The 17,769-nt window shown below is 64.6% G+C and carries 17 protein-coding genes and 1 pseudogene; 2 read left to right on the top strand and 16 right to left on the bottom strand.

Annotated elements, in window-relative coordinates; genetic code table 11:
- Positions 1–96: 96 nt before the first annotated feature.
- Positions 97–994 (top strand): annotated as a pseudogene (locus tag AC5Y4F_RS08920) (universal stress protein).
- Positions 995–1,392: 398 nt separating this feature from the next.
- Here AC5Y4F_RS08920 and AC5Y4F_RS08915 read toward each other — a convergent pair.
- Positions 1,393–2,733, bottom strand: a complete 1,341-nt coding sequence (locus tag AC5Y4F_RS08915; RefSeq protein WP_499996420.1) for a phosphotransferase — start codon at positions 2,731–2,733, stop codon at positions 1,393–1,395.
- Positions 2,734–2,794: 61 nt separating this feature from the next.
- Here AC5Y4F_RS08915 and AC5Y4F_RS08910 point away from each other — a divergent pair, with 61 nt between their 5' ends.
- Positions 2,795–3,214 carry a tyrosine-type recombinase/integrase gene (locus tag AC5Y4F_RS08910; RefSeq protein WP_499996416.1) on the top strand — a complete coding sequence of 140 codons (420 nt, stop codon included), beginning with the start codon at positions 2,795–2,797 and terminating at the stop codon, positions 3,212–3,214.
- Between the two features lie 230 nt (positions 3,215–3,444).
- On the opposite strand, the gene AC5Y4F_RS08905 is transcribed toward AC5Y4F_RS08910, so the two are convergent.
- The 15 genes from AC5Y4F_RS08905 to AC5Y4F_RS08835 form a co-directional block, all read right to left on the bottom strand.
- Entirely contained in the window at positions 3,445–3,606 is a 162-nt protein-coding gene (locus tag AC5Y4F_RS08905) for a hypothetical protein (RefSeq protein ID WP_499996064.1), read from the bottom strand.
- Between the two features lie 533 nt (positions 3,607–4,139).
- Positions 4,140–4,430: a hypothetical protein gene (locus AC5Y4F_RS08900; RefSeq protein ID WP_499996063.1), complete on the bottom strand. Its 291-nt coding sequence runs from the start codon at positions 4,428–4,430 to the stop codon at positions 4,140–4,142.
- Positions 4,431–4,630: 200 nt separating this feature from the next.
- Positions 4,631–5,137: an ester cyclase gene (locus AC5Y4F_RS08895; RefSeq protein ID WP_499996061.1), complete on the bottom strand. Its 507-nt coding sequence runs from the start codon at positions 5,135–5,137 to the stop codon at positions 4,631–4,633.
- 615 nt (positions 5,138–5,752) lie between these two features.
- Positions 5,753–6,955 carry a thiolase family protein gene (locus tag AC5Y4F_RS08890; protein ID WP_499996059.1) on the bottom strand — a complete coding sequence of 401 codons (1,203 nt, stop codon included), beginning with the start codon at positions 6,953–6,955 and terminating at the stop codon, positions 5,753–5,755.
- Positions 6,952–7,365: a Zn-ribbon domain-containing OB-fold protein gene (locus tag AC5Y4F_RS08885; RefSeq protein WP_499996056.1), complete on the bottom strand. Its 414-nt coding sequence runs from the start codon at positions 7,363–7,365 to the stop codon at positions 6,952–6,954. Before AC5Y4F_RS08885 ends, AC5Y4F_RS08890 begins: the two co-directional genes overlap by 4 nt.
- A complete protein-coding gene (locus tag AC5Y4F_RS08880) occupies positions 7,362–8,582 on the bottom strand; it encodes a CaiB/BaiF CoA transferase family protein (protein WP_499996052.1) in 1,221 nt (406 codons plus the stop codon). The genes AC5Y4F_RS08885 and AC5Y4F_RS08880 overlap by 4 nt, the downstream gene beginning before the upstream one ends.
- Positions 8,583–9,926: an alpha/beta hydrolase domain-containing protein gene (locus tag AC5Y4F_RS08875; protein WP_499996049.1), complete on the bottom strand. Its 1,344-nt coding sequence runs from the start codon at positions 9,924–9,926 to the stop codon at positions 8,583–8,585.
- Entirely contained in the window at positions 9,926–10,231 is a 306-nt protein-coding gene (locus tag AC5Y4F_RS08870) for a cupin domain-containing protein (protein ID WP_499996412.1), read from the bottom strand. The genes AC5Y4F_RS08875 and AC5Y4F_RS08870 overlap by 1 nt, the downstream gene beginning before the upstream one ends.
- 95 nt (positions 10,232–10,326) lie before the next feature.
- Positions 10,327–10,923: a TetR/AcrR family transcriptional regulator gene (locus AC5Y4F_RS08865; protein ID WP_499996409.1), complete on the bottom strand. Its 597-nt coding sequence runs from the start codon at positions 10,921–10,923 to the stop codon at positions 10,327–10,329.
- Between the two features lie 65 nt (positions 10,924–10,988).
- Positions 10,989–11,426, bottom strand: coding sequence for a nitroreductase family deazaflavin-dependent oxidoreductase (locus tag AC5Y4F_RS08860; protein WP_499996046.1), 438 nt, complete (start codon positions 11,424–11,426; stop codon positions 10,989–10,991).
- 8 nt (positions 11,427–11,434) lie between these two features.
- Positions 11,435–12,688: a cytochrome P450 gene (locus tag AC5Y4F_RS08855; RefSeq protein ID WP_499996044.1), complete on the bottom strand. Its 1,254-nt coding sequence runs from the start codon at positions 12,686–12,688 to the stop codon at positions 11,435–11,437.
- Entirely contained in the window at positions 12,685–13,470 is a 786-nt protein-coding gene (locus tag AC5Y4F_RS08850) for an SDR family NAD(P)-dependent oxidoreductase (RefSeq protein WP_499996042.1), read from the bottom strand. The genes AC5Y4F_RS08855 and AC5Y4F_RS08850 overlap by 4 nt, the downstream gene beginning before the upstream one ends.
- Complete coding sequence (locus tag AC5Y4F_RS08845; protein WP_499996041.1) at positions 13,470–14,672, bottom strand: amidohydrolase family protein; 1,203 nt, start codon at positions 14,670–14,672, stop codon at positions 13,470–13,472. The genes AC5Y4F_RS08850 and AC5Y4F_RS08845 overlap by 1 nt, the downstream gene beginning before the upstream one ends.
- Positions 14,669–16,135, bottom strand: a complete 1,467-nt coding sequence (locus AC5Y4F_RS08840) for an aldehyde dehydrogenase family protein (protein WP_499996040.1) — start codon at positions 16,133–16,135, stop codon at positions 14,669–14,671. Before AC5Y4F_RS08840 ends, AC5Y4F_RS08845 begins: the two co-directional genes overlap by 4 nt.
- Positions 16,119–17,747: an AMP-binding protein gene (locus AC5Y4F_RS08835; protein WP_499996039.1), complete on the bottom strand. Its 1,629-nt coding sequence runs from the start codon at positions 17,745–17,747 to the stop codon at positions 16,119–16,121. The genes AC5Y4F_RS08840 and AC5Y4F_RS08835 overlap by 17 nt, the downstream gene beginning before the upstream one ends.
- Positions 17,748–17,769: the final 22 nt, after the last annotated feature.

The raw sequence follows: 17,769 nt of genomic DNA, 5'->3' as shown, positions 1-17,769 counted from the left end.
GTGCCTTCGGCTTGCATCGTTTCGGCCCTGACGATCAGGGCCGCCGTGAGTGATTCTGCTGTAAATAGTCGATCAGACGATCAGAAACGAACTGAAATGTTGCAACCACGCCTTCCGATCTTGGTAGGCGTTGACGGCTCAACAGCGGCCCTGGGTGCCGTTCGGTGGGCGGCCCATGATGCCGCGGTGCGGAATCTGCCGCTAACCCTGGTCCATGTCGTCAACGACCCCGTAAAGGAGTGGTCCCAGGTTCCCGCGCCGGCCGGCTTGAGGCGATGGCGGGAGGAGCGGGCACAAGAATTCATCAACGCGGCGATCAAGGTTGTCGAAGCGAGCACCGATGGCGCCAGTCCGCTGCGAATCGACAGCAAGGTCTTTCACTCGGCCGTAGTACCGGGGCTCGTCGACCTTTCCAGAGAGGTGGAGATGGTCGTGGTGGGCTATCGGGGGCATGGCGGCACGGTGGTCCGCAACTTCCTTGGCTCGGTGAGTTCGGCTTTGGTCTACCACGCGCATTGCCCAGTCGCCGTGATCCGCGACGAGGAAACCATCACCGACAATGTCGCACGGGCACCGGTGCTGGTGGGCATCGACGGCTCGCCGGCATCGGAAGCGGCGACTGCTATTGCATTCGAGGAAGCCTCCCGACGAGGTGTCGGCTTAATGGCCTTGCACGCTTGGACTGATCCCTGGGTTTCCGGCTCTCGGGCGCCGTTCCAAGACTCCAAATGGGACGCTCAGCTATCCGAGGAGGAGGAGATCCTCGCTGAACGACTGGCGGGTTGGCACGAACGCTATCCCGACGTGGGGATCCGTCGCAGAATCGAAATTGGTGATCCGGCACATTGGCTGATCGAGGCGTCCGAACGGGCGCAACTGCTTGTGGTCGGCAGCCACGGCTGCGGCCGGTTCCGTGGCAATTTGCTGGGATCGGTCGGGGCAATGGCAGTCAACAGGGCCAAGATCCCTGTAGATCGTGGCGCGCCCGTCCTGACGACGGGCGAGGCGCACGCATCGCGATCGGTGGCGGCGTCAGCGTCGGTACTCAAGCTTTTGGACCCGGCAATGGTCGGCAAATCCTCCGATGAGCTGTTGTGGTGCCGCGCAGATGGGCAGCGCTGCGGCCCCGACGACGTCGCATTGGTTCGGCGCGGCGTCAAGCGGTGCCAGGCCGCGGACAAGCAGTCCCTCAAGAGGCTGTTTGTCCCTCCAATATCAATCCACTTAGCTAGATTCTGTTGGCGTCGCTTGTGGGAGGTACTTCGGTTTGGTTGCGCGACGCAAGAAATTGCGGGTTAAAGCGGCGGTGTCGAACCCAGCCACCTATGCACCGCCGTTCAGTTCGCCGCCGATCGTGGGCGGCATCTGCCGCGGCCGGTGATCCACCCGGTGTCAGCGGCCGAGTAGTTGCGTTAAGGGTGTCAGCGGCTGCACGCCGCCAGCGCGATTGAGAACCGGTTCCAGTAAACGCATTTGCCTCATTATTCGGCGATGGAACAGCCGAATAAGTTCAGCGTCCATGTTCGCGGGTGCGTGCAACACGAATGCCTCCAAGGCCTCGTCGCCCGCACGCCAGTCGGCGCACCGGGAGCCGAGGAGACGCTCGGTATCGTCGAGGTTTTCGGATTCGATCGCCGGACCGTGCCGGCAGAGGTCGGCAACGTAGCGCGCGGTCTGCGCGGTTTGATGCCGGCGGAAGCGCTCAATCTCGGTTTCGGCGGGAAACTGTTCGATGATAGGCGCCAGCGCGTGGATAAGGCCGCCCTGACGGACATCCGCCACTTGCGGAAGTCGGTAATCGTCGAGGGCGACGCCCTCGACCGCGGCCATTGCTTCCACTGCATTGAGCGAGCATTGGTGAAACCACTCCACGTACTGCAGCAAGTCGCTCATTGGGAAAGGGTTGTGCAAGACCATCACCAGCGACAGAGGCGTCGTGAGCGAAAACTGAGCGGTGTGGAACTCGACCACCGGAAGGTCCAGTTGCACGCCGGAGACCTCCTCATAGCGTCGAAAAGCTCGCTCTAGGTCACCGAACGGCTCGGAGATGTCGCGTAGACGCAGTGCTGCCAGGTCGTGCGCGGTGTCGCCGAGGTAGGCAAGTTCGACGTCGAGCAGTCCGGTCACACGACCATCGGCGAACATGAATTGTCCGGGATCGCCCAGGACGAAGCGGGGGTCGAAGCGATGCGCGGGAACGTGCCGGCGGACCCAGCCGATGCCGAATTCCAGAAACGGCTCAGGGCGTTGTTTACTAGACCGGTACCTCGACACGGCCTGCTCGAAGCTTGACAACGCATGTCGCTGAGGGTCTGTCGGCATTTTGAGTCCGATGTTGACGAATTCACTGGGATCCAGCCGGTGGATCCGCGCAAGAATTTCCATATATTCGTCGATGACCAAGTTGCGTTCCGGTGCAGTCCGCGAGTTCGACAGATTGGTGGCGCCGGGCAGGCGATCCATCACGATGGCCGGTGGTGCCTCGATCCGACCGTAGATGTGTGGAACCGGGATTTCCAGGTTCTCTAAGGCTTCGAGGACGTCCGCTTCACGATAGGTGGACAGTGAGAACTCCATGCCCTCGCGGTCGCCACGCACGTACAGCGGCACGATGGCGCCGTCGCGTTCGACGTCGGCGAACCAGGCCGGACGCCAACGTGGTTGGCGTTCAAAGGTTCGCACGGGCCCGATGTGACTTTCCAGCCAGTTGTGGACAGCCTCATCGGGCGTCATGTCATCCACGCAGTCCGAAACTTTCCAGCGGACCGATGTGAGTCAACGCCGCTCCTAAACCATCGATCAAAATCTGTCTAAGTGCCTCACTTCGAGGGCGAAGTGTAAAGAGGTTCACGCCACCTCGGCAAGGTATATCGCGTATGGAACCGTCAGCCCGGCTACCGGGCACCGCCTCCACATCATCCCCGGCATCGGCAAGCGCAAACTTAAGTCTCTCAGGCCGAAGCATATTCGGGCGTGGCTGAACGAGCTGCGAACCATGTGCCAGCGCTGTGCTCAGGGTAAGGATGCGCGAGGAACGTGGCTCGGTGCTGCGCAACGGCAAACCCGCACTGCTGCCGCGCAGTCCTATCGGCCGGTTCGATCCGGCATATCCTACGAGTCCTACGCGAGGCATTGCAGGACGCAGCGGACGAAGAAGCAACCAGCCGCGACGATGCGTTGCAGCTGCGTGTCAATAACGATCGAAGATCCGTAACTTCGCGCACGAAGAGGCAGTGCGTTCCTCAAGTCTGCGCAGCAACACCCTCCGTACGCACTGTGGGCGGTGGTCCCCATATCGTCTCGGCAGTCGTCAATTAATCCCAGTATGTCCACACCATCGCCCGAAACAACGGACCTAGTACGACGCCGCTTGGGCGACGACGACAAGGTCGAGCGCGCTGAGGACACCGGGCGTCGCCTCGCAGACTGCTGGGATGGCATTCATTACTCGGGCGGCGGTAGCGGTTGAGCCTGGTAGGTCGCCGCCGTTGAGGCGAAGTCGAGTTGAACCGGCGGATCGCCCTCGACCGTAATTCGGGTGAGTCGCCGAGTCGGGCTGCCGGCCGCGATCTGTGGTTGCCAGTCTTCGACAGCTTCATCGGGCACTGACCAGATTGACGAGTAGTGCAGGCGCTGTTCGCCGCCGACGTGCCGTCGAACCGCATCCGTACGCTGGCCACTGTTCCGGCGGGAATTTCACCGGCGTCGAAGCCGTAGTGACGATCCGCTATCGCGAAGTCTCGGTGCTCGTGAACCTCGTCCAGATGTAGGCCTAAGCCTTGCGCCAACAGCCGCAAGGGCGGGGTGACAATAGGGACCATCGATCTAGGCCGATACATATCGGCATCCTGCTCAGCCGTCCGGCCGAAGCCCGAGCATCGTGAAGAACCCCGGTACGCGATGAGCGCCGCACGCGATAGGTTCCTCAACAGAGACCGTTGTCGGCAGTTCGGTCATACTCGCCGCGTGGGCCGCGAGGATGTCGGTGGCAACGCCCGGGGCGATACCTGTGGCCAGTAAAGAGCTGTTCCCTTGGCGGCACGGATCTTCCAGCCCGTTCCGTGAAGCGTCATCGAGCGTGGGTGGGTGAAACAACGCATGATACGACGGTGTCACGACGTTCTTTCCGCTCGCCAGCATCACGCATATCTGGGCGATAACTTCGTTGCTTCACGACCAGACACTGCTGCGAAATAGCTGATGCAGTCGGCATCGAGTCCCAGTAGGTCACCGAGGTTATCTGTAGCGATCACACCGGCCGAGGGTTCGCCAACCAGTTCACCGAAATCCCTGCCGAGCTTGTCGCGGTTGTGAACGAGCTGACCGACCAGCGTCAGCCGTGGCGACCGGAGGATCTGCCGCAAGCCGATTGACCCGGTATAGCCGGTGCCAACATGACCCGATACTGACGAACTTTTGGGCACAATCACTTCGAACCCGATGATGTCGCCGCCACTCTCAGGGGCACCGTTCTATGCGCCTCCACGGTGACGACGATGATCAACGGAGCAAGGAATGTGCACTGCTGGAAGCCGCCCCAAAGCTGACAACCCGCCTCAGCAATGCTGGGCCAGTCGAGGCGGACAGGACATCGGCATCCCCGTTGGCCAACCAAAGGTGCTGCGCTTGATCAGCCCGGCGGCGCATAGGGTGCGATCAAGAACTCGTAGTAGGCGAGGGCGAAGTCGTCGGTGAGTACGTCGGCGTAGGTGCTCGTGAACGATGCGTCGTGTATGTAGGTGTAGGCGTGAATCTGCCCGCCCGTGATAGTCATAAGCACTACGCCCCGAATGCTGTACGGTCGGCCGTTCGGAGGAATCTCCACTTTCCCGATCACCCAGGGTCGCGAGAATCTGCCGGATTCCACGATCTGTAACGCGACTCGGTCCGCGTCGGAGAGTACCTCGACGACCCGCCAGGACACGTCGGGGAATGCGCTGAGGAAGTTGTCCGACATGGCAACATAGTTCGCTTTGCCCAGCGGCTGCCACAGGGTCTCCTCGCCGTGCCGGACAAAGTCATCGGCTAGCAGGTCGTACATCGCTTTCGAGTCAGTCCCCATCGCGGCGGCGAACCGCAGCGCGACGGCCTCAACGTCGTTCTTGGGTGCGATATCCGCGTGCTGGCGTCCATTCATAAGACTACGGCTGGCTGACGCGTGCCCCGTAACTACGATGTGCGACCGCCAAAGTCCAGTTCCCCATGGTGCCCTCTCTGCCGGCGGTGCCTGCCCCGAAAGTCATCATGTCTGAGCACCGCTCGCGTTCTCTTTGTGACGCACAGACCAAAACCGCACATCGCTACCGGGGTCATGGCGGAACAATAATACATGACATGTAAAGTTGATCTAGACTTACCGGGCAAGGGGCGGCCGGCTTAGCTGGGCACAAAACGACGCGGCGAGTAGTACGTCGGCGTCTCGGCAGGCCGCAAGATCGCAACACCGTTCTCGCCGTACTAACCCTGCTATAACCGGACTCGGTCGCTGCGATTGGAATTGCTGGCGATTTGTGCTCGCCTGCGATTCAGCCTAGAACCGTGCCGATGACCGCGATTTCACAGGCATGAGTTCTCCGCCCATGACACCAAACCATCTTTGTCGAGTGGACAGAACCGGTAGATCTGATGTCAGGGACGGGCCGCCCCGCTCGGGCATAGCTCCCAATTGGCAATGTCCCGCTTGACGACGTATTCGCTGCCCTGAAGGCTCACGTCCGCGTCACATCCCGGGTGCATTCGACCGGGATGACTCTCAAAATGGCTCCGCGCTATAGGTGACCGCGCCGCCCAAATGCGGCGAGGAATGGCAAGCCAGCCCGATTCTCGCGCGGCCGCGCTGCCGGTTACCGGCTCGCCCCGCCAGCTGCAAGTAACACTCGAGCATCTGCGGTATCCCGTGCATACGTCCGTTGCCGAGCGCGCCGCCACCCGAGAGCGCGGGGATGGCCTGGGGGCGATCGCTGTCGATGCCGCCGTCCGCGACGAAGCGATGCGCCTCGCCGGGCGGGCAGAGGCCGAGAATCTCCAGCCATAACCAGACGAACAGCGAGAAGCCGTCGTAAACCTGGGGCAGGTCGACATCGGCCGCGGTGATGCCCGCGTGTGCCCATAGCCGCCGAGCCATCTGCGCACCGCCGTCGACGATGTCGTCCAGCGGCCAGTGCAACGGGAGCCGGTGGCGGACCGGAGTGCCGGCGGCGTAGCCGGCGACATACACGGGCGGGTGGGGCAGGTCTTGCGCGCGTTCGGCGGAGGTGAACACGAATGCGGCCACACCGTCGACCGGCATGTCACAATCGTAGCGGCAGACGGGATCGAAAAGCATTGGTGCCGCGAGATATTCGTCCGTACTCAGCGGCCGGTCATGCCAACAGGACCATGGAATCCGCGCGCCGTTCTTGCGCGCCTCCACCACCACGGCCGCCATCGACTCCCGGCGCGCGCCGAAGCGCTGCAGGTACTCGGTGTAAGGCAGGGCGATCATGGCCAGCGGCCCGAAAAAACCTTGCGGCGCTGTCCATTGCTGCGGCCCGCGGGCCTGCAGCATGGGGTTCGCGTGGTACTTGCCCGCGGGGTTATGCAGCGCGCGGTGCAACAGCACGTAATCCGCGGCGCCGCTGGCCACCGCATTGACCGCCATCGCAACCGAACCGGTGACCTGGCCGATGCCGTCGAATCCCGCGACGAAGCACGGATCTACGCCGAGGTGCCGGGCGAGCCAGGCCGACGAGACGATGCTGACGCCGTCGTCGGCGCCCTGACCCCCCGCGCTCGGCAGCAAGCTCGAGCTGACGAACCCGTCGAGCTGCTCCACGCGCAACCCCGCGTCGGCGATCGCGGCCCGGGCGGTCTCGACGGCTAACGCGCCCAGCGGCCGATCGGCGCGGCGCCACACCTGGCTGTGCGCGTAGCCGACGATGGCGACCCTGTTGCTCGCCGCGAAGCGGCCGCTCACGTTAGCTCGAATGCGGGGACGGCAACGCCAGGTGCGAGGTCTTCGAAGCCGACCATCACTGGGTCACCCGCGTGCAGCTCCGCGCCGACGCCGTCGAGCAACCGGCCGATCAGTCGGAGCTCTTGCTGCTCAACGAGTTCCACGTCGACGAGCACAAATGGCAGGTCGTCCTCAAAGCCCGCCAGGAACGCTTGGCGCACCACGGTCCACGACCGGACGGTGCCGCGGCCGCTGACCGGTGCGAATACGAATCCGGGATCGGTTGTGCCGCAATGCGGACACACCACGTCGGGGGGCACGGCGAACTTACCGCACTGTGCGCAACGGGCAACCGTGAGCACATGCTCGGCCGCAGCCGACCAGAAGGGCGCCGACGACTCGTCAGGGACCGGCACCGGTCGCTGCGTCACAGGATCACCCCCGCGGCCGCCAGTTCCGAGATCCGGTCCCAGTCGTAGCCGAGTTCCAACAGAACCGCCTCGGTGTGCTCGCCGTGCTCGGGAGCGCGTCGCAACGGCGGCGCCTGCTCGTCCAACTGCACCGGAACCGCAGGCAACCGGTAGGCCTGGCCGTCATCGAGCCTGACCTCACCCACGTATCCGTTGGCGGCCACCTGCGGGTCCGCGACTACCTCCTGGATGGACTGCACAGGCGCCCACGGCGCATCCAGCTTGGCAAGCAGCTCCTTCCATTCGGCAAGAGTGTGGCGGGCGAACACCGAATCGAGTTCGGCCACACAGGCGTCGCTGTTCGACCGGCGCGCGGCCAGGTCGGCGAACCGCGGGTCATCAATGAGGTCATCGCGCCCGATCACCCGGCAGAATTCCGGCCAATACCGGTCACCCTGCAGGAACATCAGTTGGACGTGGCGGCCGTCCTTTGTCCGGTAGTTGCCAACCAACGGATTGACCTGTGGACCGCGGCCATCCATCGGAACGGCCGCTCCGCCGTTGAGCACCGCGAGCAGGTCGGACGACAGTGTCCACATCGCGGTAGCCAGCAGCGACACGTCGACGATCGACCCGGCGCCCGTCTTGGCTCGCTTGAGCAGGGCGGCCGCGATGCCGAAAGCCAGTGCCATGGCGCCGTTTCGGTCGCCCATCGCGCCCCGTTGGCTGATGGGGTAGTCCCGTTCAGGCGGGGTTAGGATGTGGCCCACTCCCCCACGCGACCAAAACGCCGAGCTGTCGTAACCGGGCTTATTGGCGTCCGGTCCGCGCACGCCAAAGCCATGGCCCCGTGCGTAGATCAGGCCGGGATACCGCTCGCGCAGCGTTTCCGCACCGAGTCCCAGCCGGCTCAGCGCGCCGGGGCGCAAGCTGGTGAGGAACACATCCGCGGACGCAAGCAGTTCATGCAGCACCGCCAACCCGGCCTCGTCGCGTAGGTTCAGCGCGATCGAACGCTTGCCGCGATTCGCCAGCGCCATCGACAAATTCACGCCGTCGCGGTCGGTGCCGATGCCCTGCGTCGCCAGTCCTCGGTACGGGTCGCCTTCCAGGCCTTCGATGCGGATGACGTCGGCGCCCCAGTCGGCCAGGAGCGCACCGGCTGCCGGGACGAACACCCACTGCGCCAACTCGACAACGCGCAGCCCTTGGAAAGGGGAAGACGCGGTCAGGTCCATCTAGTGCCTCCCGGCCGCGACCGCGGCGAATGCCGCTCTCGCTTTGGCGGTCTGGGCTTCCAGGATGGCGACGCGGTCGTCCTCGAGGAGAAAGCCCGCCCGGATGGTCGCGTCGAGGCTGAGGGCGAACTCGGCGAGATACGTCTGCAAGTCTCCGTACCGGGTGACCAACACCTCGTACGGCAACGGCGCCTCCCGGCCGGCCAGCATGCACACCGGGCCCGGCGTCGAGTGGGCTTCGTAGCACGCGATCGGCACCTCGAGGAACGGTGAGGGCACGCCCCCGAGCGCGTTACCGAAGGAGTCGATGGCGGCCTTGGCCACCGTGTCATCGATGTCCAGGACGATCCGCGGTGCCTTCGGCGGCGTGACATCATTCTCGGCCCAACGGAATAAGCTGCGCAATGCGGCACGAACAAAAGGAGACGACGGAAAGCTCGAGCCGTCCCCGTCACAGCCGACGATCTTGGCCGCGTGCGGTGCCCCCGCGATTTCGTACAGCCGGAACCGGTCCTCGGCGGCATCGCTGTCCGCACGCCGCACCGAGGCGCTTCCGGGGTTGACGAACTCCTCGGAGGTGAATCCCTCCACGTCGCTTTGCGGTTGGACCTCGATGACAGGTACCCCTACCGGTGGCATCGGGGCGTATTCGAAACAGGGCAGACCTTCCCCGATAGCCAGCGGTGTGAAACTTGCCGCGTGGGAGGCGGGGAAATAGCCGTCGTAGGTGGGGCGTCCGTCGGCGGTTCGGGTCAGCACACCGAACGCCGCAGCGAAAGTAGCGACGTCGGCACCACTTTGCGAGTAACCGCCGAGATAGACGTGCCGGACCGGCAAGTGGCGTAACGGGCTGTGCTCGCCGCCCTGCTTGACAGCCGTGCCGATCACGCTCAGCAGTTCCCACGCAACGTCGTTGCTCGGGATGTCGAGGTCGGCGTAGCGCTGCGGGTTGCGGCGCCGGAGTTCTTTGGCCGACCAAGCGCGTTCGCTGATTCCGATCCAAGCATCGCCCTGTGCTTGCAGCAGGTCGCTGACGTGCAGCCACAGGGCATCCCGGTCGATCCCGTAGGTCGTGTTGAACGGCTCGATGATGACCCGACCGCTGAAGCGGGCCAACTCTTTTGGATAGCGGGCCAGGACCCGGGTGACGTAGCGATGCCCGCTGCCGACCACCCGGGGCGGCCCGAAAGCGGGCCCTTGGTAACTGCTTGCCGTGCCCTCGAGTAGGTATTCGGTCTCGGCGTATTCGTCCGAAAACTCTGGCAGCGCTTCGTCGAACTCGGACGGCGGGCGCGTTGCACTGGTCTCGGGTACGCCCGTGCCGACCGGAATTGCGCGCAACACTATTCGGCCATCCTCTGGCCCGCCCGCTGCATCGCGTCCATGCGCGGCTGTAGCGTGAAGGCCGGATTCAGTTCGAGCGCCCTGGTTGGTTCGGGATAGATCAGAATGTGTCCGGCCGGAAAGAAATACATCTCGCCGGCCATTGCCACCTCGTCGGCCCAGTCGGTGTTCGGATAGGTCGCACGGATCGACCCCTCGCAGATGTAGCCGTAGTGCGGGCAGGTGCAGACACCGCCGGGAAGTCCGCCCAGTTGGTATAGCTGCGTGCAATCCACCGGACCGGCGGTCGGGTAGCCGACCTCCATGTCTCCCCACTGCACGGAGCGGAAGATATCGCCTGCCGTAGGCCACCGCCCGCCTCCGCCGCTGGGCGGCTCGTCAGGTTTCGCGTGCGGCATGACTACCGGACCCCGCCGAGGGCGTTAAGGCAGAACTGCCACAGCTGTTCTCGGACGTCGGCTTCTCGCGGCGCGTAGGCGTAGTAGTGGTACACGGACCGAACCAGTTCAGTGGTGAACCAGGCCGCCCATTTCGGGTTGGCGGGTGCGAGCTGCCCGGCCTCCACCCCTGCATTGATTTCGTCGAGGAGCAGGTCGACGAACGGCTGTTCCGCCTCGGCGAGTTCTTCGGGGAACACGCGGTGCAGCCGCCAATGCGTGGACACGATGAACCGGGCGGTGCCACCGCCGCCACCCTCGCTGTCGAGCAGGTCGATGATGTTGGTGACGTAGAAGCGCAGCCGCGCAACGGGATCGGGAAGCTGTTGGGCCGCCTCGGCCCAACCTGTGCACGCGGCGGTCATCGCGTGGGCCATCACCGCCAGCAGCAGTTCGTCCTTGCTGGCGAAGTAGCGGTAGAACGTCTGCAGCGCCACGCCGGCCTCTTTGACCAAATCTTGAGTGGTGAAACCGTCGTCGCCCTTCTCCCGAATGAGGCGCAGGGCGGCGTCGAGCATCAGCCGCACCTGGTTGGCGATGCGAGCGCGCGACCGTTGCACGGCCGCTGACCGCTCGGCGGCCCGTTCCTCAGCCCGTGACACCGGAGAAATGCTAGCGGGGCCTGTCATGTCGGTGTGAGTACGACGACGGGAATGTCGCGGTCGGTCCGTGCTTGGTAGACGTCGTAGTTCGGCCACATGTCGGTCATGATCTTCCAGAGGCGCGGCTTTTCCTGGGCCGACGCGGTACGCGCCACACCGCCAGCTCGTCGCCCTTGACCTGAATCCTGGCCGCCGCGTTGGCTTGCAGATTCATTCAGGTACCACGCCGCATGGTTGGGCCGACCTCCTTTGGACGCCACCAGCACATAGTCGTCACCGTCGCGGCCGAAAATCAGTGCCGAGGTGCGTTGCCGGCCGGTGCGACGACCGGTCGCGGTGAGAAGCAATGTGGGAACGCCGTTCCAGATGTAGGCGACCTCGCCACTGGATTCCCGACAGGCGCGGATGCGGTCTTCGCCGATCAGGGACAGATCTGGCGGCACGTAATCGGACTCCGACATCGTTGACCTCACGGTGTATCGAAGAGGACGGGTATCGCGGTCGCACCGCGCTCGTACATACCGACGAAGCGGGGCGGCTCGGCGTCGGGATCCAAACGCAGGTTCGGCAGCCGGTCCAATAGCGCCGAGATCGCAATGTTCATCTCGGCGCGCGCCACGTGCATGCCGAGACAGATGTGTGCGCCCTGCCCGAATCCCAACGACGGCCTGAACTTTCGGGTGATGTCGTATTCATCGGGGCGGTCCCATCGGGCCGGATCCCTGTTGGCGGCACCGAGCGCGAGATGCACTACGGACCCCGACGGGATTTCGACGCCACCAAGCTCGGTGTCGGCCATGACCCAGCGAGAGAACATCGGATCGGTAGGCATCCACCGGACTGACTCCTCGATGGCAGGACGGAGCAGTTGCCGGTCGGTCCGCACCGCCTCCAAGACTTCGGGCCGCTGCAACAGCGTTGTGATTGTGATGCCCATTTGTTTCCATGTGGTGCCCGAGCCCGCGCCTAGCAGCAGCAGTACGAACGAATCGATCTCACGATCGGTGAGTCGGTCGGTGGCACCGTTCTCGTCGGTCAGCTCGGCGTGGACGAGGATGCTGATCAGGTCGTCGCGGGGCTCCTCTCGGCGGGCCGCGACGACCGGCGTGAGTATTTCGACTACCTTCTGCGGATCCCGCGCAAGCGCCTCTCGGATGTCGAGCGCTCGCTCGACGGGCACTCCGAAACTACCGGTGATGGTGAGCACCGGGATGGCCGCGCAAAAGTCGACGTTGAGTTCGGCGTGCCCGTCGCGCACGAACCCGTCGATAAGCAGGTCCACCGTCTCGGTGATCCAATTGTCGATCCACCACTTCCCGTTCGCCGGCAGGAACGACGGTTGGACCAGGGCGCGATAGCGCTTGTGCTGCTCCCCGTTCATCGAGAGCATGCTGTTGAGCAGGCCCAGCGGACCGCTCTCTAGGTCGACGGGCTCCGGAGACGAGGCGAAGACCTTCGGATTGCGGTAGACGGTCATGCACGATTCGTAGTCGAACACGGTGAAATGCGGGCTGTCCGGATAGGGCAGCCCGTGGAAGAACATCGTGTCGGTGCTGCCGGTGAGTTCGTGCAAGACGCCGGGCAGCACCGGACCCTCTTCGCGCAGTCGGTGCCAGATCGGATACGGATCCTGCTCGTAAGCGCCACCGGCCCAAGCGTTGTAGGAGCTGCGTAGGTCGAACAGCTCGCGCAGTCGGTCGCGGTCCAGCGCGGGCGCGGTCATCGGGCCACGAACCCACCGTCGACCGGCAGCGCCACTCCGGTGACGTTGCGTGCGGCGTCCGAGACCAAATACAACGCTGCCTCGGCGCAATCCTCGGCCGTGATGGCGCGCCCGAGCGGGTGCTGCCCGCCGACGGCTTTGGCGATCTCAGCCTGCTGCTCGGCGTCGACCTGCAGGCCGCCGGCGGCCATGAAACCGGTCATCGGCATGGCAGCCGGGCAGATGGCGTTGGCGCGAATTCCGAAGGGAGCCACCTCAATCGCGACTCCCCGGGTGAGTTGGATGACCCCACCTTTGGTGGCGCCATAGACCGTTCCGCCCCACCCCACCAGCCCTGCCACCGAAGCGGTGTTGAGGATGACGCCGCCGTCACCTTGTTCCTTGAAGCGCAGCACTGCGTACTTGCACCCGAGGAACACCCCACCGAGGTTGACCGCGACCAGGTGGTTGAAGTCTTCGAGCGAGTGGTCCTCGAACGCCATGCCGAGTCGTGGCGTCGGTATACCGACGTTGTTGAACAGGATGTCGAGCCGACCGTACTGGTCAACCGCCGCCGCGATCATCGCCTGGACCTGCTGCTCATCCGACACGTCGGTCCCGACGGCGGTGGCGGTCCCGCCGGCCGACTCGATCTCGCGCACAGTGTCTTTCGCATGCCCGGCGTCGATGTCGGCTGCGACCACCAAAGCGCCTTCCTCGGCGAATCGCAATGCCGACGCCCTACCCACGCCGGAACCCGCGCCGGTGACGATGGCGCTCTTGCCGTCCAGCACGCCAGCCATCAGGCGCTCGCCAAGACGGGTGGCTCGGCCGGCGTAAACCGGTACAGCCGTTCGGCGTTGCCGCGCAACAGCTTGTATTGCAGCTTCTCAGGGAGATCCTTCATGGTGTTGCGGGCGACATCGATGCAGTCGGGCCAGGTGGAGTCCGAGTGCGGGTAGTCGGTCTCACACATGATGTTGTCCTCGCCGATCTCGTCCAAGCTCTTGACCGCGTGGTGGTCCTCGATGATGCAGCCGAAGACGTGATCGCGGAAGGACTGTCGGATGTCGAGGGTGTCGAGGTCGGCCCCATTTCCTGCGTGGCCCATGAACGTCTGCCCGCGCTTCACCCAGTACCGCTGCTTGTCGAGCACCTGCTCGGCGCGTTCGAGGAAGTAGGGCATCCAGCCGACCTCGCCCTCCGACAGCGCGATCTTCAAATTCGGGTAACGCTGGAACAGTCCGCTGAAGAGCCAGGACAGCATGGTTCCCGACGTGCGCGAGGCGCCCCAGGTGAGGTTGGCCATGAACGGTGCGTCATTGCAGATCTTGGGCAGCGTGGACGACGACCCCACATGCATGCTCGCGACTAAGTCGAGCTCGTTGGCCGCTGCCATCACCGGCTCCCAGTAGCCGTTGGGATCGTGAATCGTGGGCAACCCCAGCGGTTCCGGATTCTCGGAGAAGGCGAACGTCGTCACGCCCTTGGCCGCCATGCGCTCCATCTCCTTGACGGCCAGCTTCGGGTCCCACATCGGGATCAGCATCAGCGGGATGTAACGCCCGGGGGCGGCCCCGCACCACTCCTCGACGAGCCAGTCGTTGTAGTGCTGCAGGCATTCGAAGCCGAACTCGCGGTCACTGGCCTCCATGAACAGCTGCCCGCAGAAACGCGTGATCGTCGGAAAGCACAGCGAAGCAAGCACACCCGAGCGGTCCATGTCTTCGATGCGCGCCTTGGCGTCGTAACACCCTGGCCTCATGTCCGAGTACGCCAGCGGTTCGGGGCTGAACTCCTCCTTGGACTTGCCGACGACGGCGCTCAAACCCGAGCTTGGCATCCGCTTGCCGTCATAAACCCAGAAGTCCATGCCGGTGTCATCGATCTCCATGTGCGGCGCGCGGTCTCGGTCCTTCGAGGCCACGCGGTCGATCCACAGGTTCGGCGGCTCGAGGATGTGGTCGTCGACTGAGATCAACCAGTTCAGATCGTATTCGCTCACTTCAATTCTCCGATCGACATGTGCTTGACCTCCTGGAATTCGCGAATCCCGTCCGGGCCGCGTTCGCGGCCCAAACCGCTTTGCTTGTAGCCCCCGCTCGGTGCGTACGCGGAGAACACGCTGGTGTTGACATTGACCGCCCCGGTGCGCAACCGGCGCGCCACATCCACCGCCGCCGCGGCATCGACCCCGTACACCTGACCGGACAGCCCATAGACGCTGTCGTTGGCGATGGCCACCGCGTCGTCGACATCGCGATAGCCGAGCACGCCGATGATCGGGCCGAAGATCTCTTCCTGGGCAGCAGGGTTGGCGTTGTTCGGCAGGTCCAGCACTGTGGGCTCGAAGTAGTAGCCGCGATCCAGACCGGCGGGGCGCCCGCCGCCACTGAACACTTTGCCGCCGTGCTCTTCTGCCAGCTTGACGTACCGCTCGCATTTCTCGCGCTGGGCGGCGCTGATGACCGGGCCCATAGTGGTCGACTGGTCGGTGGGCGCGCCCACCTTGATGGCCTGGTAGGCCGCGCTCACCGCGTCGAGGACCTCCGCCTTGCGATCTTGCGGCACAAGCATTCTGGTGGCTGCCACACAGGCTTGTCCGGCCGTGCCCATGACGACGGTCGCCGCGCCGGCGGCGGCGCGATGCACGGCGTCCGGCAGGTAAATCTGTGCTGACTTGCCGCCGAGTTCCAGTGACACACGTTTGATGGTCGGTGCCGCCTGGGCAAGAATCTTGCGGCCCGCCAGGGTCGAACCGGTAAACGACACCATGTCGACCGCCGGATCGCTCGTCAGCAACTCCGCGCCGGCGATGCCCGACTCGACAACCACGCTGAGCACACCCGGCGGCAGGCCCGTCGCATCGGCGGCCGCACCGAAGATCAACGACGAGATCGGGGTGAGCGGGCTGGGCCGCAGGATCACCGAGTTGCCCGCAATCAGCGCGGGAATGAGCTTCTGAAAGCCCATGATCAGCGCGGCGTTATAAGGCGTGATCGCGGCCACGACCCCGACCGGTTCGTGGCGCCGAATGCTCAGCGCGACTCTGCCGCGCACCAAGTCGTCGACGGGCACAGGGCTGGCTTCCTCGTGTGACATCGACAGGAACAGGTCGATGGTCTGGCGGCCGATCGCGGCTCCGGCACGCAACTGCGTCATCTCGGCGAAGAAGGTCGGCTGGCCGGCCTCGGCCACGAGGGTCGGGACCAAAATGTCGCGGGCGGCCTCGACATGGTCGATGAAGGCGCGCAGCACTCGGGCCCGTTCACCAACGGGCGTCTCGCTCCACACACCAGCGTCGAAACTGCGGCGTGCCTCGACGACGGCGCGCCGCACCTCGTCCAGCGGTGTGACAGTGACGTCCGCGACGTGGCTCTCGTCGGCGGGATTTTCGACGCTGACCACGTCGTCGCCCGTGATCCACCGGCCGGCGACATATGTTCGCCGCTCAGCGAGAATGGTCACCGATGACTCCCGTGGTCGAAGTAGAACGGCCTGTCATGTCCGGGCGTTCGTCCCCCGATTCGTCACGTCCCTCCCAAAGCGCCTGGCGTACAAGATATTTCTGCACCTTCCCGCTCGCGGTGCGCGGATAGTCGCCCACCTCGCGCAGCTCCTCGGGCCATTTCTGCTTGGCCACCCCGGCGCGCTCGAAGTGGTCGCGGACCGCGCTCAGCGTCGGCATGGAATGTCCGGGCCGAATACGCAACATTGCCGCGGTGTGCTCGCCGAGTCGCGCATCGGGCGCGGCCACGACGACCGCCTCCGCGACCGCCGGCAGGCCAAGCAATACCTCCTCGACCTCCAGCGCGCTGACGTTCTCGCCGCCGCGGATGATGATGTCGGACTTGCGGTCGGTGATGGTCAGGTAGCCGTCGTCGTCGAGGATGCCGATATCACCGGTGTGATACCACCCGTCGTCGTCGAAAGCCCGGGCGTTGAGCGCCGGGTCGGTGTAGCCGACAAACAAATCCGGTCCGCGGCTCAGTATTTCGCCGTCCTCCGCCAACCGAAGTTCCACTCCCAAAAGCGGATTGCCGTCGGTGAGAAGCCGCTTGTCCTCCGGCGCGGTGAAATGCGAACCGGTTATCGACGGATGTTCGCTGCTGCCGTAGTAGCGGGTGATGAGGATGCCGAGGCGGGCGAGGCGCCGGGTGACGGCAGCCGGGACAGTGGATCCGCCCAAGCCGATGCGCTTGATGTGCCGGAGGTGTTCGGCGCTGAACCGGGGGTGGTCGAGCAGGCTGGTGACGAAGTACGGAGGTCCACCACCGAGTGCCACGCCGTCGGATTCCATCAGGTCGATCGCCCGGTCGGCGTCCCAGACATCGGAGAGATCGATTGGTGCGCCTTCGATGACCGGCGTCAGGAACGCGCTGAGCATGCCGATGAAGTGCCCGACGGGCGCGGCCGTGAGTTGGCGGCCGCGGTTGGGCACGTAGTTCGCCAATAGTTGGCGGGTCTCGAAACCCAGCGTCTGATGGCTGTGGATCACGCCTTTGGGGTCGCCGGTGGTTCCCGAGGTGAATGCGATCAATGCAGGACTTCCTGGATCGACCGCCATCGTGCCGACCATCGGCTGGGCATCCAGAAGCGCATCGAAGCTAGTGCCCACCACCCCGACGGTCGGCACCCCGGCACAGATGTCCGGGTCGTAGGCCATGCGCCCGAAACGCCCGGCGCCGATGAAAACCCGTGGCTTGACGTTCGACAGGATGTACCGCAGTTCCTTTGGGCCGTAGAAGTGGACGATTGGGACGACCACCGCACCCAGGAATGCCGATGCCCAGAAAGTCGCGGCCGCCTCCACCCAGTTCGGCAGTTGAAAAGCCACAACGTCGCCCGGCCCGACGCCCCGCGCCCGAAGCCCCGAAGCCAGCCTGCGGGCCAGCGCTTCCACGTCGCCGAAGGTGCCGGAGTACGGCCGCTGCGTGGAGTGGACCCGGAAGGTGACCTGTGGGTTGTCTTTGAGCCCTCGCGCCAGGAGATCCCCCAGGGTGTCGGGCGTCCACCATCCTTCGTCCTCGTAGCGTCGCGCCAACCCTGACGGGACGTTTCGGACGCGGATTCCGGTCACGACGCTCCTCAGGTGACGTGTC

It is taken from the genome of Mycobacterium sp. NGS56, assembly GCF_059812425.1.
Note: the sequence above shows the minus strand (reverse complement) of the source record. Positions and strands in the feature narration are given on the sequence as shown.